Source organism: Ruegeria sp. B10, assembly GCF_056539825.1.
Window position 1 is genome coordinate 84,183 of the sequence record NZ_JBQFVP010000012.1, and the last position, 20,039, is coordinate 104,221.

19 protein-coding genes and 1 riboswitch are annotated in these 20,039 nt (G+C 59.2%); of the genes, 16 read left to right on the forward strand and 3 right to left on the reverse strand.

Going from position 1 to position 20,039, the window contains the following annotated elements; genetic code table 11:
- The first annotated feature begins 80 nt into the window (after nucleotides 1-80).
- The 13 genes from dnaK (at nucleotide 81) to radC (ending at nucleotide 11,761) form a co-directional block, all read left to right on the forward strand.
- Complete coding sequence (dnaK, locus tag ACR0J4_RS17010) at nucleotides 81-1,988, forward strand: molecular chaperone DnaK (protein ID WP_170640934.1); 1,908 nt, start codon at nucleotides 81-83, stop codon at nucleotides 1,986-1,988.
- Nucleotides 1,989-2,062: 74 nt separating this feature from the next.
- Entirely contained in the window at nucleotides 2,063-3,211 is a 1,149-nt protein-coding gene (dnaJ, locus tag ACR0J4_RS17015; RefSeq protein ID WP_170380244.1) for a molecular chaperone DnaJ, read from the forward strand.
- Nucleotides 3,212-3,464: 253 nt separating this feature from the next.
- Nucleotides 3,465-3,569, forward strand: a riboswitch (TPP riboswitch).
- A 45-nt stretch (nucleotides 3,570-3,614) separates the two neighbouring features.
- On the forward strand, nucleotides 3,615-4,418 hold the full coding sequence (thiD, locus tag ACR0J4_RS17020; protein ID WP_170643446.1) for a bifunctional hydroxymethylpyrimidine kinase/phosphomethylpyrimidine kinase: 804 nt from the start codon (nucleotides 3,615-3,617) through the stop codon (nucleotides 4,416-4,418).
- Nucleotides 4,415-5,392 carry an FAD-dependent oxidoreductase gene (locus ACR0J4_RS17025; RefSeq protein ID WP_170643447.1) on the forward strand — a complete coding sequence of 326 codons (978 nt, stop codon included), beginning with the start codon at nucleotides 4,415-4,417 and terminating at the stop codon, nucleotides 5,390-5,392. Before thiD ends, ACR0J4_RS17025 begins: the two co-directional genes overlap by 4 nt.
- The gene (gene thiS, locus ACR0J4_RS17030; RefSeq protein ID WP_170479983.1) at nucleotides 5,376-5,570 is read left to right on the forward strand and encodes a sulfur carrier protein ThiS; all 195 of its coding nucleotides are present in this window, start codon (nucleotides 5,376-5,378) and stop codon (nucleotides 5,568-5,570) included. Before ACR0J4_RS17025 ends, thiS begins: the two co-directional genes overlap by 17 nt.
- Before the next feature lie 2 nt (nucleotides 5,571-5,572).
- Complete coding sequence (locus ACR0J4_RS17035) at nucleotides 5,573-6,337, forward strand: thiazole synthase (RefSeq protein WP_170643448.1); 765 nt, start codon at nucleotides 5,573-5,575, stop codon at nucleotides 6,335-6,337.
- Nucleotides 6,334-6,930, forward strand: coding sequence for a thiamine phosphate synthase (locus ACR0J4_RS17040; protein WP_170643449.1), 597 nt, complete (start codon nucleotides 6,334-6,336; stop codon nucleotides 6,928-6,930). Before ACR0J4_RS17035 ends, ACR0J4_RS17040 begins: the two co-directional genes overlap by 4 nt.
- Complete coding sequence (locus ACR0J4_RS17045) at nucleotides 6,927-7,889, forward strand: HesA/MoeB/ThiF family protein (protein WP_170643450.1); 963 nt, start codon at nucleotides 6,927-6,929, stop codon at nucleotides 7,887-7,889. The genes ACR0J4_RS17040 and ACR0J4_RS17045 overlap by 4 nt, the downstream gene beginning before the upstream one ends.
- A gap of 20 nt (nucleotides 7,890-7,909) precedes the next feature.
- A complete protein-coding gene (locus ACR0J4_RS17050) occupies nucleotides 7,910-8,845 on the forward strand; it encodes an ABC transporter substrate-binding protein (RefSeq protein ID WP_170643451.1) in 936 nt (311 codons plus the stop codon).
- Entirely contained in the window at nucleotides 8,842-9,516 is a 675-nt protein-coding gene (tenA, locus tag ACR0J4_RS17055; protein WP_170643452.1) for a thiaminase II, read from the forward strand. Before ACR0J4_RS17050 ends, tenA begins: the two co-directional genes overlap by 4 nt.
- Nucleotides 9,513-10,238 (forward strand): ATP-binding cassette domain-containing protein, encoded by a 726-nt coding sequence (locus ACR0J4_RS17060; RefSeq protein WP_170643453.1) that lies wholly within the window; start codon nucleotides 9,513-9,515, stop codon nucleotides 10,236-10,238. Before tenA ends, ACR0J4_RS17060 begins: the two co-directional genes overlap by 4 nt.
- Nucleotides 10,235-10,969: an ABC transporter permease gene (locus ACR0J4_RS17065; protein ID WP_170643454.1), complete on the forward strand. Its 735-nt coding sequence runs from the start codon at nucleotides 10,235-10,237 to the stop codon at nucleotides 10,967-10,969. The genes ACR0J4_RS17060 and ACR0J4_RS17065 overlap by 4 nt, the downstream gene beginning before the upstream one ends.
- 36 nt (nucleotides 10,970-11,005) lie before the next feature.
- Nucleotides 11,006-11,761, forward strand: coding sequence for a RadC family protein (gene radC / locus ACR0J4_RS17070; RefSeq protein ID WP_170380255.1), 756 nt, complete (start codon nucleotides 11,006-11,008; stop codon nucleotides 11,759-11,761).
- 277 nt (nucleotides 11,762-12,038) lie between these two features.
- On the opposite strand, the gene ACR0J4_RS17075 is transcribed toward radC, so the two are convergent.
- From ACR0J4_RS17075 to secA, 3 genes are all read right to left on the reverse strand, one after another.
- The gene (locus ACR0J4_RS17075) at nucleotides 12,039-13,595 is read right to left on the reverse strand and encodes a phosphate ABC transporter substrate-binding/OmpA family protein (protein ID WP_170643455.1); all 1,557 of its coding nucleotides are present in this window, start codon (nucleotides 13,593-13,595) and stop codon (nucleotides 12,039-12,041) included.
- 24 nt (nucleotides 13,596-13,619) lie between these two features.
- Nucleotides 13,620-14,528, reverse strand: a complete 909-nt coding sequence (locus tag ACR0J4_RS17080) for a hypothetical protein (protein ID WP_170380257.1) — start codon at nucleotides 14,526-14,528, stop codon at nucleotides 13,620-13,622.
- Between the two features lie 100 nt (nucleotides 14,529-14,628).
- The gene (gene secA / locus ACR0J4_RS17085) at nucleotides 14,629-17,346 is read right to left on the reverse strand and encodes a preprotein translocase subunit SecA (protein WP_170643456.1); all 2,718 of its coding nucleotides are present in this window, start codon (nucleotides 17,344-17,346) and stop codon (nucleotides 14,629-14,631) included.
- A gap of 176 nt (nucleotides 17,347-17,522) precedes the next feature.
- On the opposite strand from secA, the gene ACR0J4_RS17090 reads away from it, so the two are divergent.
- From ACR0J4_RS17090 to mutT, 3 genes are read left to right on the forward strand one after another with little or no spacing between them, the layout of a single operon-like run.
- Entirely contained in the window at nucleotides 17,523-18,371 is an 849-nt protein-coding gene (locus ACR0J4_RS17090) for a peptidylprolyl isomerase (RefSeq protein ID WP_170643457.1), read from the forward strand.
- 6 nt (nucleotides 18,372-18,377) lie between these two features.
- Nucleotides 18,378-19,604 (forward strand): bifunctional glutamate N-acetyltransferase/amino-acid acetyltransferase ArgJ, encoded by a 1,227-nt coding sequence (gene argJ / locus ACR0J4_RS17095; protein ID WP_170643458.1) that lies wholly within the window; start codon nucleotides 18,378-18,380, stop codon nucleotides 19,602-19,604.
- The gene (gene mutT / locus ACR0J4_RS17100; protein WP_170550674.1) at nucleotides 19,601-19,999 is read left to right on the forward strand and encodes an 8-oxo-dGTP diphosphatase MutT; all 399 of its coding nucleotides are present in this window, start codon (nucleotides 19,601-19,603) and stop codon (nucleotides 19,997-19,999) included. The genes argJ and mutT overlap by 4 nt, the downstream gene beginning before the upstream one ends.
- Nucleotides 20,000-20,039: the final 40 nt, after the last annotated feature.

Genomic DNA, 20,039 nt, shown 5'->3' on the forward strand with positions numbered 1-20,039 from the left:
GCGCACATCAGATCGGGGACGGGATGCCATAACGGGTCCGGCCCTCGGGACATCGCCTTGAAGAGAAAGGGATTGAAAATATGGGAAAAGTAATCGGGATTGACCTCGGCACCACCAACTCGTGTGTTGCGATCATGGATGGCTCGCAGCCGAAGGTCATCGAAAACGCCGAAGGGGCGCGGACCACGCCCTCGATCGTCGCCTTCACCGAAGATGAGCGACTGGTCGGTCAGCCTGCAAAACGTCAGGCGGTCACCAACCCCGACAACACGATCTTTGGCGTCAAGCGTCTGATCGGTCGTCGTGTGGATGATGCAGAAGTCGAAAAAGATAAGAAAATGGTGCCATATGCCATCGTAAATGGCGGCAATGGCGACGCATGGGTTGAAGCTCGCGGTGAAAAGTACTCCCCAAGCCAGATCTCGGCCTTCACTCTGGGCAAGATGAAGGAAACCGCAGAAAGCTATCTGGGTGAGGAAGTCACGCAGGCGGTTATCACCGTTCCGGCATATTTCAACGATGCTCAGCGTCAGGCCACCAAAGACGCCGGTAAAATCGCCGGTCTGGAAGTGCTGCGCATCATCAACGAACCGACAGCGGCTGCTCTGGCCTATGGTCTGGATAAAGAAGAAACCCAAACCATCGCGGTCTATGACCTTGGTGGCGGTACCTTCGACGTGACCATCCTGGAAATCGACGACGGCCTGTTCGAAGTTAAGTCGACCAACGGTGACACCTTCCTGGGTGGTGAAGACTTTGACATGCGCATCGTCAATTACCTGGCGGACGAGTTCAAAAAGGAACACGGTGTCGACCTGTCGCAAGACAAGATGGCCCTGCAGCGTCTGAAAGAAGCCGCTGAAAAAGCCAAGATCGAGCTGTCCTCGACCTCGCAGACCGAAATCAACCAGCCGTTCATCTCAATGGGTTCGAACGGTCAGCCGCTGCACATGGTCATGAAACTGACCCGTGCCAAGCTGGAATCGCTGGTTTCGGACCTGATCAAAAAGTCGATGAAGCCTTGCGCCGCCGCTTTGAAAGACGCCGGTCTGTCGGCTGCTGACGTGGACGAAGTTGTTCTGGTCGGTGGTATGACCCGGATGCCGAAAGTGATCGAAGAGGTCACCAAATTCTTCGGTAAAGAGCCGCATAAAGGTGTGAACCCGGACGAAGTGGTTGCCATGGGCGCGGCTATCCAAGCAGGTGTTCTGCAGGGCGACGTTAAAGACGTGGTTCTGCTAGACGTTACCCCGCTGTCGCTGGGTATTGAGACGCTGGGTGGCGTGTTCACCCGCCTGATCGACCGTAACACCACGATCCCGACCAAGAAGTCTCAGGTCTTCTCGACTGCCGAAGACAACCAGAACGCCGTAACCATCCGCGTGTTCCAGGGTGAGCGTGAAATGGCTGCGGACAACAAGATCCTGGGTCAGTTCAACCTCGAAGACATCCCACCGGCACCGCGCGGTATGCCTCAGATCGAGGTGACTTTTGATATCGACGCCAACGGCATTGTCTCGGTTTCGGCCAAAGACAAAGGCACTGGCAAAGAGCAGAAGATCACTATCCAGGCTTCGGGCGGTCTGTCCGATGAGGACATCGAAAAGATGGTCAAGGACGCCGAAGAGAACGCGGAAGCCGACAAGGAACGCCGCGAGCTGGTCGACGCCAAGAACCAGGCGGAAAGCCTCATCCACTCAACCGAGAAGTCGATGGAAGAGCACTCCGACAAGGTCGATCCGACCACCATCGAAGCCATTGAGCTGGCAATTGCCGCGCTGAAGGACGAGCTGGAAACCGAGAACGCCGACAAGATCAAGTCCGGCATCCAGAACGTCACCGAAGCCGCTATGAAGCTGGGCGAAGCCATCTACAAGGCGCAAGCCGAAGAGGGCGAGGAAGAGCCTGCAGCGGCAGATGCGGGTCCTGTGGATGATGACATTGTCGACGCCGAGTTCGAAGATCTGGACGACGACAAGCGTAAGTAACCGGTAACCGGGCCAATCTGGGCCGGTCCGCTTGCCGGGCCGGCCCGATTACGTTGAGGCAGAAGGGAAAACTGATGTCAAAACGCGACTACTATGATGTGCTTGGTGTCACCAAGGGCGCATCTGCGGATGAGATCAAGAAAGGTTTTCGCAAGAAAGCCAAGGAATTGCATCCCGACCGCAACAAAGACAACCCGGATGCCGAGGCGCAGTTCAAAGAAGCGAACGAAGCCTATGACGTGCTGCGCGATGCTGACAAAAAAGCAGCCTACGACCGTTTTGGTCATGCCGCTTTTGAAAATGGCATGGGCGGTGGTGGCCGTCCGGGCGGTGGCTTTGGTCAGGGTGACTTTTCCAGCGCGTTCTCGGATGTGTTCGACGATCTGTTTGGCGATTTCATGGGCGGCCAACGCGGTGGCGGCGGCGGACGTCGCGCGGCACGCGGGTCCGACCTGCGCTATAACCTGCGCGTAACGCTGGAAGAGGCTTTCTCGGGCCTGCAGAAAACCATCAACGTTCCTGCTGCCGTGGCTTGTTCGGCCTGTGATGGCTCGGGCGCTGAAGGTGGCGTTGAACCTACGACATGTCCAACCTGCTCCGGCATGGGTAAGGTCCGGGCGCAGCAAGGGTTCTTTACCGTTGAACGCACCTGCCCGACCTGTTCGGGCTTGGGACAGATCATCAAAAATCCCTGTAAATCCTGCAATGGCGCGGGCCGTGTGGAAAAAGAACGCGCCCTGTCGGTCAATATCCCTGCCGGTGTTGAGACCGGTACACGCATCCGCCTGGCGGGTGAGGGTGAGGCCGGTATGCGCGGTGGCCCTCCGGGTGACCTCTATATCTTTGTTGAGGTCTCGGACCACAAACTGTTCGAACGTGACAGCGTGAATCTCTATTGCCGCGTGCCTGTCAGCATGGCCAAAGCCGCGCTGGGCGGGTCCATCGAGGTGCCTACCATTGATGGCGGGCGCGGACGGGTGCAGATCCCGGCGGGCAGCCAGTCGGGTCGCCAAATGCGCCTGCGCGGAAAGGGCATGCCTGCTTTGCGGGGTGGTGGCATCGGTGACATGTTCATCGAACTGGCTGTGGAAACTCCGGTCAACCTCACCTCTCGCCAGAAAGAGCTTTTGCGTGAGTTTGATGATTTGGGTGAGGATAACCATCCAGAATCAAAAAGCTTTTTCTCATCCGTGAAGTCCTTCTGGGACGGGATGAAAAGCTAAGTTCAGGCCGCTCCAATTGGGGCGGCCTTTTTAAATCGAGACTCTGATCCCGCCGCCCCACAGGTATCTGTCGCCAGGTGGCTCGGTCTCGCAAACGATGTGATCCTTCATTCATCTGTCGCAAATAGCTTCAGAGCTTGCGGTAGTTACGCCGCAAACTCCACCGTTCTTCTGGCCTTATTTTATTGAAGATATTGGCCATACGATACGTGGATTGAGGCTTGATTTTCCAGACCGGTCCTGAGATTGTCCGCATCAACCGTTGGGGTGCCCTTATCGAAGGGCTGAGAGGCGCAAGCGCTAACCCATCGAACCTGATCCGGGCAATTCCGGCGTAGGGAACGGTCTAAAGCAAACAGACGTTTTCCATGCCCGAGTTGCTCACAATAGATGGAGCAACGACGTGGCACCTATTGCCTTGACCATAGCAGGATCCGACAGCGGCGGCGGCGCGGGCATTCAGGCCGATCTCAAGGCGATGTCGGCTTTGGGTGTTTTCGGGGCCAGCGTGATCACCGCCGTTACCGCTCAGAACACACAAGCGGTTACGGCCGTGCATGGCATCCCGTTAGAGGTGATCTCGGCCCAGATCGAAGCAGTCCTAAGCGATCTGGATGTACGCGCCATCAAGATCGGAATGCTGGCGACGCTAGAAATCATTGAAACTGTGGCGCAGGGGATTTCCGGGTTTCGAGGGCCAGTCGTTCTGGACCCCGTGATGATTGCGAAATCCGGTGATGCCCTTCTGGCCGATGAAGCGGTTCAAACCCTGCGCGATGTCTTGCTGCCTCGTGCAACCGTTCTGACGCCAAACCTGCCCGAGGCGGCATGTTTGCTGGATCAGGGTGATGCCCACACGCCCGAGGCGATGGTTGAACAGGGTAAAGCTCTGTGTGCGTTGGGTGCAAAAGCGGTCTTGATGAAGGGCGGTCATGGCAAGGGAGATATCTGCCATGATCTGCTGATCGACGAAACCGGGGTGATTGCCGAATTTCAGGCCCCACGGAAAGCAACCCGAAACACCCATGGAACGGGTTGCACGCTTTCTTCATCCATCGCTGCCGGTTTGGCCAAGGACCTGACGCTTGTCGATGCCGTGGCGGAGGCGCATGAGTATCTGCAGGGTGCAATCGCGCGGGCCGATGAGCTGAAGATCGGTGCGGGCCACGGGCCTGTTCATCACTTCCACCGGGTGTGGCCCGCGTGACGCTCTGGTCTGTCATAGGGGCCGGTGTCGCCGGTTTGGCCGTTGCCTCAGAGCTGGTCTCGCGCGGGGCAAAGGTGCAGGTTTTCGATCCAGGCGGCCCTCCGGGTCCGCATGGATGTTCCTGGTGGGCGGGCGGTATGTTGGCCCCGTGGTGCGAGTATGAAAACGCGGAGGAACCTGTCCTCAGGCTGGGTAAATCCGCCATTGACTGGTGGGCCTCCCGAACACCTGTGCAACGATGCGGCACTCTGGTCGTGGCAAATGCGCGGGACATTCCGGATTTGCGAAGATTTGCCCGCCGGACGAATTCCTATTCCGAGGTAGATCGGGCGAAAATCGCTAAATTAGAGCCTGATCTGCATGGATTCGGAAAAGGATTGTACTTCGATCAAGAAGCGCATCTCGACCCCCGTCAGGCGTTGCTCGACCTGCACCGAGGTCTCAAAGACAAGGGCGTTGAATTCCACCGCAAACTCGCACCTGCGCAGTTGGAAAACGCCATTGATTGTCGAGGGCTGCACGCGCGCGAATATCTGCATGATCTGCGTGGCGTAAAGGGCGAGATGCTGGTGGTGCGATGCCCTGATGTGATGCTGACACGCCCCGTACGCCTGTTGCACCCGCGGATGCCCCTCTACATCGTGCCGCGTGGTGAGGGCATTTACATGCTGGGCGCGACCATGATCGAAAGCGAAGACAGCAGCCGGATCACCGCGCGCTCGATGCTGGAACTGCTCAGCGCGGCCTACGCCTTGAACCCGGCCTTTGGTGAGGCCGAGGTGCTGGAAATCGGGGTCGATCTGCGCCCTGCCTTTCCCGACAACCTGCCGCGTATCCGGCGCTTGGGTCGGACGATCTATGCCAATGGCCTCTACCGCCATGGCTACCTGTTGGCGCCTGCCTTGGCACAGGGCGTGGCCGATCTGGCGCTTGAGAACAAACATTCGGAGATGGTCGATGAAGATCGTGCTTAATGGCGACCCCAAGGAGGTAAAGGCCTCTACCTTGGCAGAGCTGCTAGAGGAATGCGGTTTCTCTGGCCGTGTCGCAACGGCGGTGAACGAGGAATTCGTGCCCTCCAGCCTGCGCATTGCCCATGCCCTGTCCGAAGGTGACCGGGTCGAAATCCTGTCGCCGATGCAAGGAGGGTGAGGATGAAGAGCTTCTATGGCGTCGACCTGCCCAACCCGCTGATGCTGGGCACCGCGTTATATCCCAGCCCCGCTATCCTCGAACAGGCGTTCCGCGACAGCGGCGCGGGTGTGGCGACGGTCTCTTTGCGGCGGGAATCGGGGGCCGGGCAGACCTTTTGGCAGATGATCCGCGATCTGGGTGTGCTGGTGCTGCCCAACACCGCCGGGTGTCATACGGTCAAAGAGGCGGTGACCACCGCGCATATGGCCCGCGAAGTGTTTGAAACCAAGTGGATCAAGCTGGAGCTGATCGGCCATACCGACAGTCTGCAGCCAGACGTCTTCCAGCTGGTCGAGGCCGCGCGCATCCTGACCGAGGATGGGTTCGAGGTCTTCCCTTACACCACCGACGACTTGATCGTGGGTGAACGGCTGCTTGAGGCCGGGTGTGAGGTTTTGATGCCCTGGGGAGCGCCCATCGGCTCGGGCCGGGGGCTGAACAATGAATACGCCCTGCGCGCGATGCGGGCCGAGTTTCCGGATGTGCCGCTGGTGATTGATGCCGGGATCGGCCTGCCCAGCCATGCGGCCCACGCGATGGAGCTGGGCTATGACTCGGTATTGTTGAACACAGCCGTCGCTCGCGCTGGTGATCCGGCGTTGATGGCAAAGGCCATGATGCGCGCGGTTGAGGCAGGACAGCTGGCCCATCAGGCCGACCCGATCGAGGCCCGCGACATGGCTGAACCCTCAACCCCCGTTGTTGGAAAGGCGTTCCTGTCATGAGTTTGGACCGTTTCTACCCGATCTTTGACCACTCCGACTGGCTGCGGCGGATGCTGCCTTTGGGTGTAAAGCTGGTACAGCTGCGCATGAAGGATCAGCCGGATGAAGTTGTTCGGGCCGAGATCGCGACCTCTCGCGATCTGTGCAAAAAGCATGGCGCAGTTTTGGTGGTAAATGACTATTGGCAGGCCGCGATTGATGCGGGCTGCGACTGGATCCATCTGGGGCAGGAAGATCTGGATGACGCCGACCTCAAAGCAATCCAAAAAGCGGGTCTAAAGCTGGGCGTTTCCACCCATGACGATGATGAGCTAGAACGCGTTCTGGCCATGGACCCCGACTACGTCGCGCTGGGACCGGTCTATCCGACGATCCTGAAAAAGATGAAGTGGGAGCAGCAAGGACTGCCACGAGTCACGGAATGGAAAGCCCGAGTGGGCGACATTCCTCTGGTCGGGATCGGGGGTATGAGCGTCGAACGCGCGCCCGGCGTGCTTGAGGCGGGGGCAGACATTGTCTCGGTCGTCACAGACATCACCCTGAACGCCGTCCCCGAGGCGCGGGTGCGCCAGTGGATCGAGGCCACCAGATGAGCCGCTACGCCCGACAGATGATCCTGCCTGAGGTGGGGGCCGAAGGGCAGGCGCGCCTGTCCAAGGCGCGGGTTTTGGTTGTCGGGGCGGGTGGATTGGCGGCTCCGGTTCTGCCTTTGCTGACCGGGGCAGGCGTTGGCCATTTCACGATCCTTGATGCGGATGACGTAGCTCTGTCAAACCTGCATCGCCAGACGCTGTTTACCGAGGCAGATTGCGGGCGCCCAAAGGCCAAAGTTGCAGCCGATCGCTGCCGTTCTTTGAATTCTGATATCGACGTCGTCGCGCAAAAACAGGCTCTAACAAACGAGAATGCGGCCGGTTTTGTTTCACAGGCCGATGTGATTCTCGACTGTGCGGACAGCTATGCCGCCAGCTACACCTTGTCGGATGTTTGCCTGGCCTTGGGCAAACCTTTGGTCAGCGCCTCGGTGTTGGGCCTGTCTGGCTATGTGGGCGCGTTCTGCGGCGGTGCGCCTTCACTGCGGGCCGTGTTCCCCGACGCGCCAACCAGCAGGGCGAGCTGTGCCACGGCAGGCGTGCTGGGGCCGGTCGTGGGCATGATCGGTGCGATGCAGGCGCAAATGGCGTTGGCTTTGATCCTGGGCCTCGACCCGTCGCCTCTTGGCCTGATGGTGCAGGTGGATGCCCAGACCTTCCGAAGCTCCAGCTTCCGTTTTGATACAGCGCCTGAGCCTGAGCAATTCTTCGCCTTCGTTGCCGCCTCGCAGCTGTCTTCAGACGATGTAATTGTTGAGCTTCGGGACGAGGATGAAGCTCCTCAACCCATCCACCCTCTGGCACGTCGCCTAAGCGTGGAACACCTGAAATCAGAGCCTAACAAAGAAAAAAGGCTGGCTTTGTGCTGTGCAACCGGCCTGCGTGCCTGGCGCGCAGCTGAACAGATAGAACCGGATTGGTCGGGCGAGATTGTCCTCGTTGCGGCTTCAACCTCGTGAGTGAAAAGGAAACGCGAGACATGAAAAAGCTGATGACAGCCATCGCCCTTCTGGCCGCTGCGCCGGCCTGGGCCGAAGACAAGATGACCGTTCTGCTGGATTGGTTCATCAACCCCGATCATGGGCCCATCATCGTGGCGCAGGAAAACGGCTATTTCGCCGAGCAAGGGTTGCAGGTCGAGATCGTTCCGCCCGCTGATCCCTCTGCCCCGCCGCGTTTGGTGGCTGCTGGTCAGGCCGAACTGGCCGTATCTTATCAGCCGCAGCTGCACCTGCAGATCCATGAAGGCCTGCCGCTGAAGCGTGTCGGTACGCTGGTTGCGACCCCTCTGAACTGTCTGCTGGTTCTGGAAGACGGCCCGATCAAGTCGCCTGCGGACCTGAAGGGCAAGAAAATCGGCTTCTCGGTCGCTGGTGTGGAAGAGGCTGTTCTGACCACCGTGCTGGGCAAATATGGCGTGGCGCTGGACGATGTTGAACTGATCAACGTGAACTTCTCGCTCTCGCCGTCGCTGATGACCGGTCAGGTAGATGCGGTGATCGGCGCCTATCGGAACTTCGAGTTGAACCAGATGGATATCGAAGGCCGTCCCGGCACCTGCTTCTATATCGAGGAAGAGGGCGTGCCGTCCTATGACGAGTTGATCTACGTTGCTAACCCCGAGACGATGGACAAGGATAAGATCGCGCGTTTCCTGGCGGCGACCGAAAAAGCGACCCAGTACATTGTCAACAACCCCGAAAAAAGCTGGGAGATTTTCGCCGCGACTTCGCCCGAGTTGCAGGATGAGCTGAATGCTCGCGCTTGGGTCGACACCCTGCCGCGCTTTGCTCTGCGCCCGGCGGGTTTTGATGCAGGCCGTTATGCCCGATTTGAGACCTTCCTGAACGAAAGCGGCATGATCGACAGCGTTCTGCCGGTCAGCGACATCACCATCGACGTGACCGCACAATGAGCGACTATGGCAAAGCCTTCACGCTGATGCGTGGCGCGGCACAGGGGCCGTGGCAGGACTACACCCGCCACGCCTTTGTCGAAGGGATGAAGGACGGCTCTCTGCCCCGAGAGGCGTTCTTGCACTACCTGCGTCAGGATTATGTGTTCCTGATCCACTTCAGCCGCGCCTGGGCGCTGGCGGTGGTGAAATCGGAAACGCATGAAGAGATGCTGGCCGCATCCCGCACCGTCAATGGCCTGATCAGCGAAGAGATGAAACTGCATATTGGCGTTTGCGAAGCGGCGGGCATCTCGCAAGCTGAATTGTTCGCCACGCCTGAACGGCAAGAAAATCTGGCCTATACCCGCTTTGTCCTCGAAGCCGGGTATAGCGGCGATCTGCTGGACCTGTTGGCCGCACTTGCGCCCTGTGTGATGGGCTATGGTGAGATCGGCGCTCGGCTGGCCTCCGAAGCCACATCCGAGACGCATCGCGACTGGATCAATACCTATGCTGGTGAGGACTACCAGGGCGCGTGCAAGGCGGTCGGCGAACTGCTAGATTCGGCTCTAACACGACGGATTGGGGCAGATTTCGAGGCCTCTCCGCGTTGGGGTCGTTTGTGCCAGACCTTCCGCACTGCCACGGAGCTGGAGGTCAATTTCTGGCAAATGGGTCTGACTCCATGACCCCTGCGCCCGATCTCACCATCAGCGGACACGCGAGCATTGGTGATGCGCCCTTGTTCGCACCGCTGACCCTAACCCTTGGGGCGGGACAGTGGACTTGTCTGCTAGGTGGATCGGGCGTCGGCAAAACCACGGTTCTGCGCCTGATCGCCGGGTTGGAGACAGGCGCGGATTTCACCGGTCAGATCATGGCCAGCGATGGCCAAACCGTCCCGACTCGCGTGGCCTATATGGCGCAGGATGACTTGCTGCTGCCTTGGGCGACGGTGGCGCAAAACGTCTCGCTCGGCGCGCGGTTGCGGGGTGAGAAACCCGATCTGGATCGCCGGGACCGTCTGATTGAACGGATGCGCTTACAAGACCACATGGCCAAGAAGCCGTTGGAGCTGTCCGGCGGCCAACGACAGCGCGTCGCCTTGGCGCGGACCCTTATGGAAGATCGCCCCATCGTGCTTCTGGATGAGCCATTCTCGGCCCTTGATGCACGCACCCGTGCAGACATGCAGGATTTGGCCGCCGAGGCGCTGCAAGGCCGGACGGTCCTTCTGGTCACCCACGACCCGGCCGAGGCCGCGCGTCTGGGCCAATCCATCGTCGTGATGACGCAGCAAGGGCTGACCTCTTGCGCCCCGCCTGCCGCGCCTGCACCACGCCATGTGGATGATCTGGAAACATTGGAAACCCAAGGTGCGCTGCTGAAGCTGCTGAGAGAGGCGGCATGAAACTCCTCTCCGCCCTCGCCGCAACCTTGTTCGCTCTGGCCGTCTGGCAAGCGATTGTCAGCCTGACCGGCCTGCCCAAATTCATCCTGCCCGGCCCGGCGCTTGTGGCCGAGACCTGGTGGCAGAACCGCTGGGTGATTGCAGAACACACCTGGATCACAGCGGTTGAGGTCGTGATCGGCCTGGCGGTGGGTACCGTTCTGGGCGTCGTCACCGCGCTGCAACTGGCCAATTCGCGGGCCGCACGGGTGCTGGTGCAGCCGATGCTGGTTTTTACCCAGGCTCTTCCGGTCTTTGCGCTGGCGCCGCTGCTGACCCTGTGGCTCGGCTATGGCCTCTGGTCCAAGGTCGCGATGGCGGTTCTGATCATCTACTTCCCGATCACCTCATCCTTCTTTGACGGTCTGATGAGGACCCCACCCGGATATCTCGATCTTGCGCGAACGATGCAGGCAAGCCCGCGTTCGGTTCTGTGGCACATCCGTATCCCGGCGGCGCTGCCCTCGCTGGCCTCGGGGATGCGATTGGCGGCGGTCTATGCGCCGATTGGCGCGGTGATCGGCGAATGGGTCGGGTCCTCGCAAGGGTTGGGCTACCTGATGCTACTGGCCAATGGCCGGGCCAAGACCGATCTGATGTTCGCGGCCATGCTGACTTTGGGCGTGTTTTCGATCCTGCTGCATATGCTGGTGCGCCGCGCCACAGCGCGCATGGCCGGTGAGGCGCGTTAACCTTTCAGAAACCGATTCTGCGCCAAGGTAAGGCCCATGACACAGGACGCCTTTGCCGAAGCCCCAATGCTTTTCGATACGGACGAAGCGCCAGCGCAGCCGCTGCCGACGGGTCGGTTACCCTCCTACATCAAAGACCATCGCAAGCGGCTGCGCGAACGGTTCATGTCTGGCGGCTCGGGCGCTATGCCGGATTATGAGTTGCTGGAACTGGTGTTGTTTCGGTCCATCCCGCGTCAGGATGTGAAACCGCTGGCCCGGCTGCTGATGGATACGTTCGGCGATTTTAACCGCGTGCTGACCGCGCCCGCGGAGCGGTTGCGTCAAATCAAAGGCGTCGGGGAAACCGTCATCACCGATCTGAAAATCCTTGAGGCCTGCGCCCATCGCATGGCCCGCGCACGAGTGATGCAGCGCCACGTGATCTCAGGCTGGGATGCTTTGCTGGACTATTGCCACACAACGATGGCGCACCGTGAGATCGAGCAGTTTCGCGTGTTCTACCTTGACCGTAAGAACGTGATGATCGCGGATGAAGAGCAGGCGAAGGGCACTGTCGATCACGTACCGGTCTACCCGCGCGAGGTGGCGAAACGAGCGCTGGAGTTGAACGCCTCGGCCCTGATTTTGGTGCACAACCATCCTTCCGGCGACCCGACGCCGTCGCAATCGGATATCGACATGACCAACCGCATTCAGGATGCCTGCACGGCCTTGGGGCTGACCCTGCACGACCATCTGATTATCGGAAAATCAACCGAGCTGAGCTTTCGGTCAGAGGGGTATTTGTGACGGGCAAAGTCGCGCTTTCAGTTGATCGACCAAACGACTGAAATTGTCATCTGGGCTGAGAGCTCCACTTTGGCCGATTCATATCTATGAGGACAGATCCTCGCTTTCGCCCTTTTTGCCTTTATAAAATACGTCACAGGTTCTTTGCAAATTTTTGCGTCTCGCCTGAAAACCGCCGGCTATTCAGATATCAGATATGGTCTCCGCGCCTCTGCGTTGCACCCGCTTTGATGGCACAGGCGGTTTCGTTCGAGTTTCTGTCCGACATCGTCACTCTCTAGTTCACCCAAACCTCAACCCGGCGGTTTGTTTTTCGGCCCCACTCCGTGTCATCGCAGGCCATCGGCATCGCTTCTCCGAAACCTTCGGTTGTGATCTCGATACTGTCGGGGATTTCGGTCTCAACAGCGGCCAGAACCGCATTGCGCACCGTTTGTGCCCTGCGATGGGCGATCCGTGCATTGGCGCTGGCGCCTCCATCGCCGTCGCTGAACCCGGCAAAGACAAGCTTGCGAGGGGTCAAGCTGCCGGATTCAAGCGCCTGGGCCAATTGCAGAATATTGGACCGCGATTGTGCATCCGGGCGAGAGCTTCCTGGCTCGAACCGGAAGGAGATCGACAATCTAGACAATGGCCGCAGAGTTTCGACCATGTGTTGAAGCTCTTCCAGCCCGACCTCGGCTCCACCGGAAACGATGGCATTGGCGAGCCGATCCCCCTGCAGCCCCATGGGCAGATTCTCGGTCGCCTGATCGACAAACCCGGCCTGCCGTATTGCCATCTGCGCGTCGGCTGAGCGGGTATAGGCCAGAAACTGGCGCGCAATCCGTGGCAGGCGGCGTTGCGGCAGGTAGAGGAACATCGGAGAGGTCAGCGGGTAATCTTCGGTCTTGATGGACTGTCGAGTCGCAGCAAGGGCATGTCCGCAGCCTCCAGCCAAAGGCAGTGCGCGGGTCGAGCCTGAGGCCGCCTGCGTCGTGATGCCGATCGAAAACGGGTCATTGGCCACTGCATGTACAAGATCGCGATTGCGCTCGTGGCGGAGAACGCCTTCGGACAGCACTGCCTGAGCGGGGAAGAGTAGCTGATCCTCGACATCCTGGGACAAGCCTGACCCGGCGTCCGGCATGTGAAGGGCAATTGGAGCGTCCGGCCCTTCTAGGTCTGTCCAGTTGGTGATCTCGCCCGACAGAACACGGACCAGATCCGCAGGTGAGATCTGTTGAACGGTGTTCTCTGGCGCGACCACCGGCACGATCGCATCCAGAGCCACAATCCGAGTGCGGCGGGGATGGGCCAGATCGCCCAGACCTGCGGCCTCGGCAGCGTTGCGTTCCTCATCCCGGATTTCGCGTTGCGCCATCACGATATCAGCGTCGTTGTCCATCAGGTCGGCAAACCCCTGATCCGTCGTTCCAACGCGAAAGAACAGGCGGGCGAGGGGGGCCGTGCGGTCTGGCTGGCGCAGCTCATAGGCAAAGCTGCGTTCGTCCACGCGCGATGGGGTTGCTGTCAGACCTTCTTGCTGGGCGAAGCCGATGATCAGGGCAGGCAGGACCGTCTCGGCCATGACGGATGATCCTGAGAACCGGACCTCGGCCACGAAATCGGTTAAGCTGGGGCAGGCGGGGCCGTCGCATGTGACGCCAGAGCCATCGACTGTCAGTTCTCCGAACTGGGTGTCGACGCGGTAGAATTCACCGTCAAAGCCCAGCAGGGTGCCGGAGACTTCGATCTTGCCATCATGCGATGTCAGAACAATATCCTGCGCTGCGGCTGAAACAGCCAGCGAAACAGAAAACAGTACGGCCAGCGCCGCACGAATACGTGTCATGAGAAGGTCGAGCCTGCCTGCGGTTTAATTTGCCGCGATTGTCAGGTCTTGGAACAGATTATTCAACACCAGAAACTCACCGACTTCGGTACACATCGGCATCGTCAGGATCAGATCGCGCGACCGCAGCCGACGATCACTGCGCAGTTCCAAAGACTGGACGTTCAGATCGCGGCCACAATTGGCCTCAGTCACTTCGGTTTCAACCGTCAAAGCGACCGAGCCGGACTGTTCCGAACGTGCAGCCGGGAAAGAGTAAATTTGGATATTCTGTCCATCATGGAAGCCCGCACTTCCCAGATGGACCACAGAGCCCGCGCCCTGCGATGCGCTATTGGCCGAGATATGCCCCGGCTGCCCATAGCTTGCGCCGAACTCCAAGGCGTGGATTTGCAGATCGGTTTGACCCTGCCATTGCAATGCGACCCGGTCGAATTGGTCAATGTCCATGATGTGAGTGGTGGCGACCGTACCGGTCTGATCTTCGAATGAGATCAGGAAAATGGCGTACTCGGACAGGGCCGGGATGGTCAGATCCAAGGCGCCGTTTTCGTCGGTTTGCTGTGTCAGCGTCAGACCGCTGTGGTGGATTTCAACACGTTCATTGCTGCGGCAGGGGGCCTTGATCCGCAGCCGTGCATTGGCACCCATTTGGGCGGTGGCACGCGCGCTGACGCTGCAATTGATGTGCTTTTGTGCGGCCTTCGGCGCAGGGCGCTCAATCGGTTGAGAGGGGGTCTCGTCAGAGGAAGAGGTTTGCACGATACGCTCAAGCCCGGCAATGACCGAGGCCTGATCCGCGACAGAAGCCACGGCGACAGGTTCCTGCGCGCCATTCGGCTGCGCAGGCGCACCATATTGCATCAGGTAACCAATACCCAGGGCACAAGCGACCGTGCCGCACATGGTCACGTAATTTCTGACTACGAACAAAACACCCTCCCCAGTTGAAGGAGCGAGTCGCACTCTCGTTAAAAATCGCGGCCAATTTGTGGCCGCGAAGCGGAGCGATTGTGACTGGTGTTTGTTGACGTTAGGTCAATCGGCCGTGGCAGTGTTTGAATTTCTTGCCTGAGCCACAGGGGCAGGGATCGTTGCGCGAAGGATTGCCCCAGGTCGACGGATCGTTCTCGTCAAAGCCGGGCAGTGCATCGCCCGACGCGACGGCCTCGGCCTTGGCCTCGGCAGCGCCAGCAGCCTGATCAACGGCCTGCTGAGCTTGCGCTTGCTGGGCCGCCATCTGTGCCAGCATCTCGCGCTGTTCTTCTTCGGTCAGCGGGCGCACGCGCGACAATTGCTGGGTCACGGTTTCGCGCAAACTGTCCAGCATGCCTTCGAACAGCTGGAAGCTTTCGTTCTTGTACTCGTTCAGCGGATCGCGCTGGGCGTAGCCCCGGAATCCAACGACCGAGCGTAGATGTTCAAGGGTCAGCAGGTGCTCGCGCCATTTGCCATCGATGGTCTGCAGAAGGACCTGCTTTTCGATGTTACGCATGTTCTCGGGGCCGAATGCGACGGCCTTTTGCGCCATCATCTCATCAGCGGCCTTAACCAGACGCTCGCGCACCTGTTCGTCATCTACGCCTTCTTCGGCGGCCCAATCCTGAACTGGGGCATCAATGGTCAGCTTTTCCTTGATTGCCTCATGCAGCCCATCGGTATCCCACTGATCTGCATAGGATTTCGGCGGCATATATTCGTCGATCAGGTCGTCGATCACCTGCTCGCGCATGTCCGAGACGATCTCGGACAGGTCATCGGCTGACATGATCTCGCGCCGTTGGCTGAAGATCACCTTACGCTGATCGTTCATAACGTCGTCGAATTTCAGAACGTTCTTGCGCATGTCGAAGTTGCGGCCTTCGACCTTGGACTGCGCGCGTTCCAGCGATTTGTTGACCCAGGGGTGAACGATGGCTTCGCCCTCTTTCATGCCCAGTGTGGTCAACACCTTGTCCAGACGTTCCGAGCCGAAGATGCGCATCAGATCGTCTTCGAGGCTCAGGTAGAATACCGTGCGTCCCGGATCGCCCTGACGGCCCGAGCGGCCGCGCAGCTGGTTGTCGATGCGGCGGCTTTCATGGCGTTCCGAGGCCATGACATAGAGACCACCCGCATCCAGAACCTTTTGTTTTTCCTCGGCGTGCTTGGCCTCTTCCGCGGCACGCAGTTCGGCTGGGTCGGCCTCGGGCTTTTCGGCCAGGGCCTGCAGAACCTTCATTTCCACATTGCCGCCCAGCTGAATGTCAGTACCACGACCGGCCATGTTGGTGGCGATGGTAACCGCACCGTAGCGGCCCGCATCGGCCACGATCTGGGCCTCTTGTTCGTGCTGGCGGGCGTTCAGAACGTTGTGTTCGATCTTTTCCTTGGTCAGCATCTGGCTGAGAACTTCGGATTTCTCGATCGAGGTGGTGCCGATCAGAACCGGTTGACCCTTTTCCTGGGCCTTCTTCGCCTCAGAGATAATCGCGCCGTATTTCTCCATTGCGGTACGATAGACCTGATCGTCTTCGTCCAGACGTGCAATCGGACGGTTGGTGGGGACTTCGACCACGCCCAGACCGTAGATTTCCTGGAATTCTTCGGCTTCGGTCAGCGCGGTCCCGGTCATGCCGCCCAGCTTGTCATAGAGGCGGAAATAGTTCTGGAAGGTCACGCTGGCCAGAGTCACGTTCTCGGGCTGAATCTGGACGTTCTCTTTCGCCTCAATGGCTTGGTGAAGACCTTCCGACAAGCGACGACCCGGCATCATGCGGCCAGTGAATTCGTCGATCAGAACCACATTGCCGTCACGTACGATGTAGTCCTTGTCGCGTTGGAACAGTTTATGCGCACGCAGGCCCTGATTGACGTGATGCACCACGGTGGTGCTTTCGGGATCGTACAGAGAATGCCCCTCGGGGATCAGGCCCGCGGCGATCAGTTGCTGTTCCAGAAACTCGTTACCCTCATCGGTGAAGGTCACGTTGCGGGATTTTTCGTCCAGCGAATAGTGATCGTCACTTAGGCTCGGGATCAGCGCATCAATCGCTGTGTACAGATCCGACCGGTCCTGCGCTGGACCCGAGATGATCAGCGGCGTCCGCGCCTCATCGATCAGGATCGAGTCGACCTCATCCACAATCGCGAAATTGTGGTATTTCTGATAGATATCGGCCATATCGGCCTTCATGTTGTCGCGCAGATAGTCGAAGCCAAGTTCGTTGTTGGTGGCGTAGGTCACGTCACAGGCATACGCGGCTTTCTTCTCGGCATCGGGCTGGCCTGACCAGATCACGCCGGTGGTCATCCCGACGGACGCAAAAACCTTACCCATCCATTCCGAGTCACGCTTGGCGAGATACTCGTTCACTGTGACGACATGCACGCCCTTGCCGGTCAGCGCGTTCAGGTAGGCGGGGAATGTCGCCACAAGCGTTTTGCCCTCACCCGTCTTCATTTCCGAGATATTGCCCTGATGAAGGAAGGTGCCGCCCATCAGCTGTACATCAAAGGCCCGAAGACCCAGTGCGCGTTTGGCACCTTCGCGCACGTTGGCAAAAGCTTCGGGCAGCAGGTCATCCAGGCTCTCGCCATCCAGCGCACGTTTGCGCAGTTCGGCGGTCTTTTCGATCAGACCCTCGTCAGAGAGTTTTTCGAACTCGGGCTCCAGCGCGTTGATCTTTTCGATCAGGGGGCGGGTCGCCTTGATCTTGCGGTCGTTCGGTGTTCCGAACACCTTTTTGGCGAGCGTTCCGAGTCCCAGCATGTTCACTCCAGCGGATCTGTTCTTGTCTTGGTTGCGACAGGCTTGCCCACCTTGCGCGCAACCCATAGATACGGGGGGTGAAAGGCGGCCCTGTCCAAGGCTTCAAAGCGATGTAAGCGGCAGGTTCTGAAGTGTCAACGCTGCGCCCTGTCGCGGCAAAGAAATAGGATGATTCCATGCCCAAAGGCCTCACTTTTCTGCCATCGCTGGCTTTGACCGCCGTGATGGCGCTGCCGCTGGCCGCCGAAACCAAGCCCGATGCAGGTACCGTTCTGGCTACGGTCAACGGTGACGAGATAACATTGGGTCACGTAGTCGCCACCGTCGCAGCATTGCCGCAACAATATCAGCAGATCGAGGATGATGTGCTGTATGACTTCGTGCTTGAGCAACTGATCCAGCAGCAACTGCTGGGCCAACAGCAGGAAGAGCTGACCCAGCAAAACGCGCTGACGCTGGATAATGAGACGCGTTCATTGCTGGCGGTGCAGACCGTGAACGCCCTGACCAACGATGTTGTGACGGATGAGGCGGTACAAGCGGCCTATGACGCGCAGTTTGCCGAATTTGAAGGCGAAGACGAGTTTGACGCCAGCCATATTCTGGTTGGGTCCGAGGACGAGGCCAAAGCCCTCAAGTCGCAACTTGATGACGGCGCCGACTTTGCCGAGATGGCGCGCGAGCATTCGACCGGGCCGTCCGGCCCCAATGGCGGTGCGCTGGGCTGGTTCGGTAAGGGCCAGATGGTGCCTGAGTTTGAAAACGCCGTGCTGGGTCTTGAAAAAGGTCAAATCTCAGACCCGGTGCAAACGCAGTTCGGCTGGCATTTGGTGATCCTGAACGACAAGCGCAAATCTGAAGCCCCCGCGCTTGAGGCCGTGCGCGATGAACTGGCCCAGACCATTCAGCAAGAAGCTATTCAGGCCCGTATTGATGAGTTGACCCAACAGGCTCAGATCGAACGCACCGCCCTTGAAGGAGTTGGTCCTGAAGTCATCCGCCAGCTGGACCTGATTCAGGAGTAAAAACCCGTGGCCACGATCACCAAAACCTCGCCACTGGCCCCTGCCGGTTTCCCCGACCTGCCAGCGATTGACGGAGTGCGTTTTGCAACCGTCGAGGCAGGGGTGCGCTACAAAGGTCGGACCGACGTCATGTTGGCGGTTCTTGATCCCGGCACTTCCGTGGCCGGGGTTTTTACGCGCTCGGCCACACGCGCCGCTCCGGTGCTGGACTGTCAGGACAAGATCGGTGGTTCCAGCGATGGGTCTGCGGCGATTTTGGTGAATTCGGGCAATGCCAATGCTTTCACCGGCCACTACGGCCAAAACTCGGTCGCTGAGGTGACGCAAGCGGTTTCCAAGGCGACCGGCGTTCCGGTTGAGAGGGTCTTCACCTCATCCACCGGGGTGATCGGCGAACCGCTGCCGCATGATCGCATTGTCTCGCAGCTTGAGACGCTGAAATCTGGTCTCAGCCGTCATGCGATCGAGGACGCGGCGCGGGCGATCATGACCACCGATACCTTCCCGAAAGGGGCCTCGGCGCAGGTCGAGATTGACGGCAATACAGTCTCAATTGCGGGGATTGCCAAGGGTTCCGGCATGATCGCGCCCGATATGGCGACGATGCTAGTCTATATCTTCACCGACGCTATGGTTGACCAATCGGCGCTGCAATCCATGCTGGGCGCGCAGACCGACCGGACATTCAACTGCATCACTGTCGATAGCGATACCTCGACATCGGACAGCCTTTTGCTGTGCGCTACCGGTGCGTCGGGTGTTGATGCTACCAGGAACGAGGCCTTCGCCGAGGCGTTGGAAAGCGTGATGCTGGACCTTGCGCAGCAAGTTGTGCGCGATGGCGAAGGGGCGACGAAATTCGTAGAAATCCGCGTGACCGGAGCCGCCTCGGACGCAGATGCCAAGGTGCATGGGCTGGCGATTGCGAACTCCCCTCTGGTGAAAACCGCCATTGCGGGTGAGGACCCAAACTGGGGCCGCGTCGTCATGGCCATCGGCAAATCCGGTGCCGCCGCCGACCGCGACCTGCTGAGCATTTCCTTTGGCGATATTCTGGTCGCTGAAAAAGGCTGGGTCAGCCCCGACTATCGTGAAGAAGACGCGGCCGCCTACATGAAAGGCCAAGATCTTGTGATCGGAGTCGATCTTGGGCTGGGCGAGGGGCAATCCACCGTTTGGACCTGCGACCTGACCCACGGCTACATCGAGATCAACGCGGATTATCGCTCGTGAAAACAGTTCTAGTATCCGCTGTCGCCCTGATCGACATTGAGGGCCGTGTCCTGCTGGCCCAACGCCCAGAGGGCAAATCCATGGCCGGTCTGTGGGAATTCCCCGGCGGCAAGATCGAACAAGGCGAAACCCCCGAGGCCGCCTTGATCCGCGAATTGCACGAGGAACTTGGTATCGACACCTGGGCCTCCTGCCTCGCTCCGCTGACCTTCGCCAGCCACAGCTACGACGATTTCCACCTGCTCATGCCGCTGTTTGCCTGCCGCAAATGGGAGGGGATACCGCAGTCCAAAGAAGGTCAGGCGCTGAAATGGGTGCGGGCTAGTGATCTGCGCAATTATCCGATGCCAGCGGCGGATGTACCGCTGATTCCGATACTGCGGGATTGGTTGTGAACATCTGGCAAAACCAGAGTTAAGGTCTCCAAATGAAAGA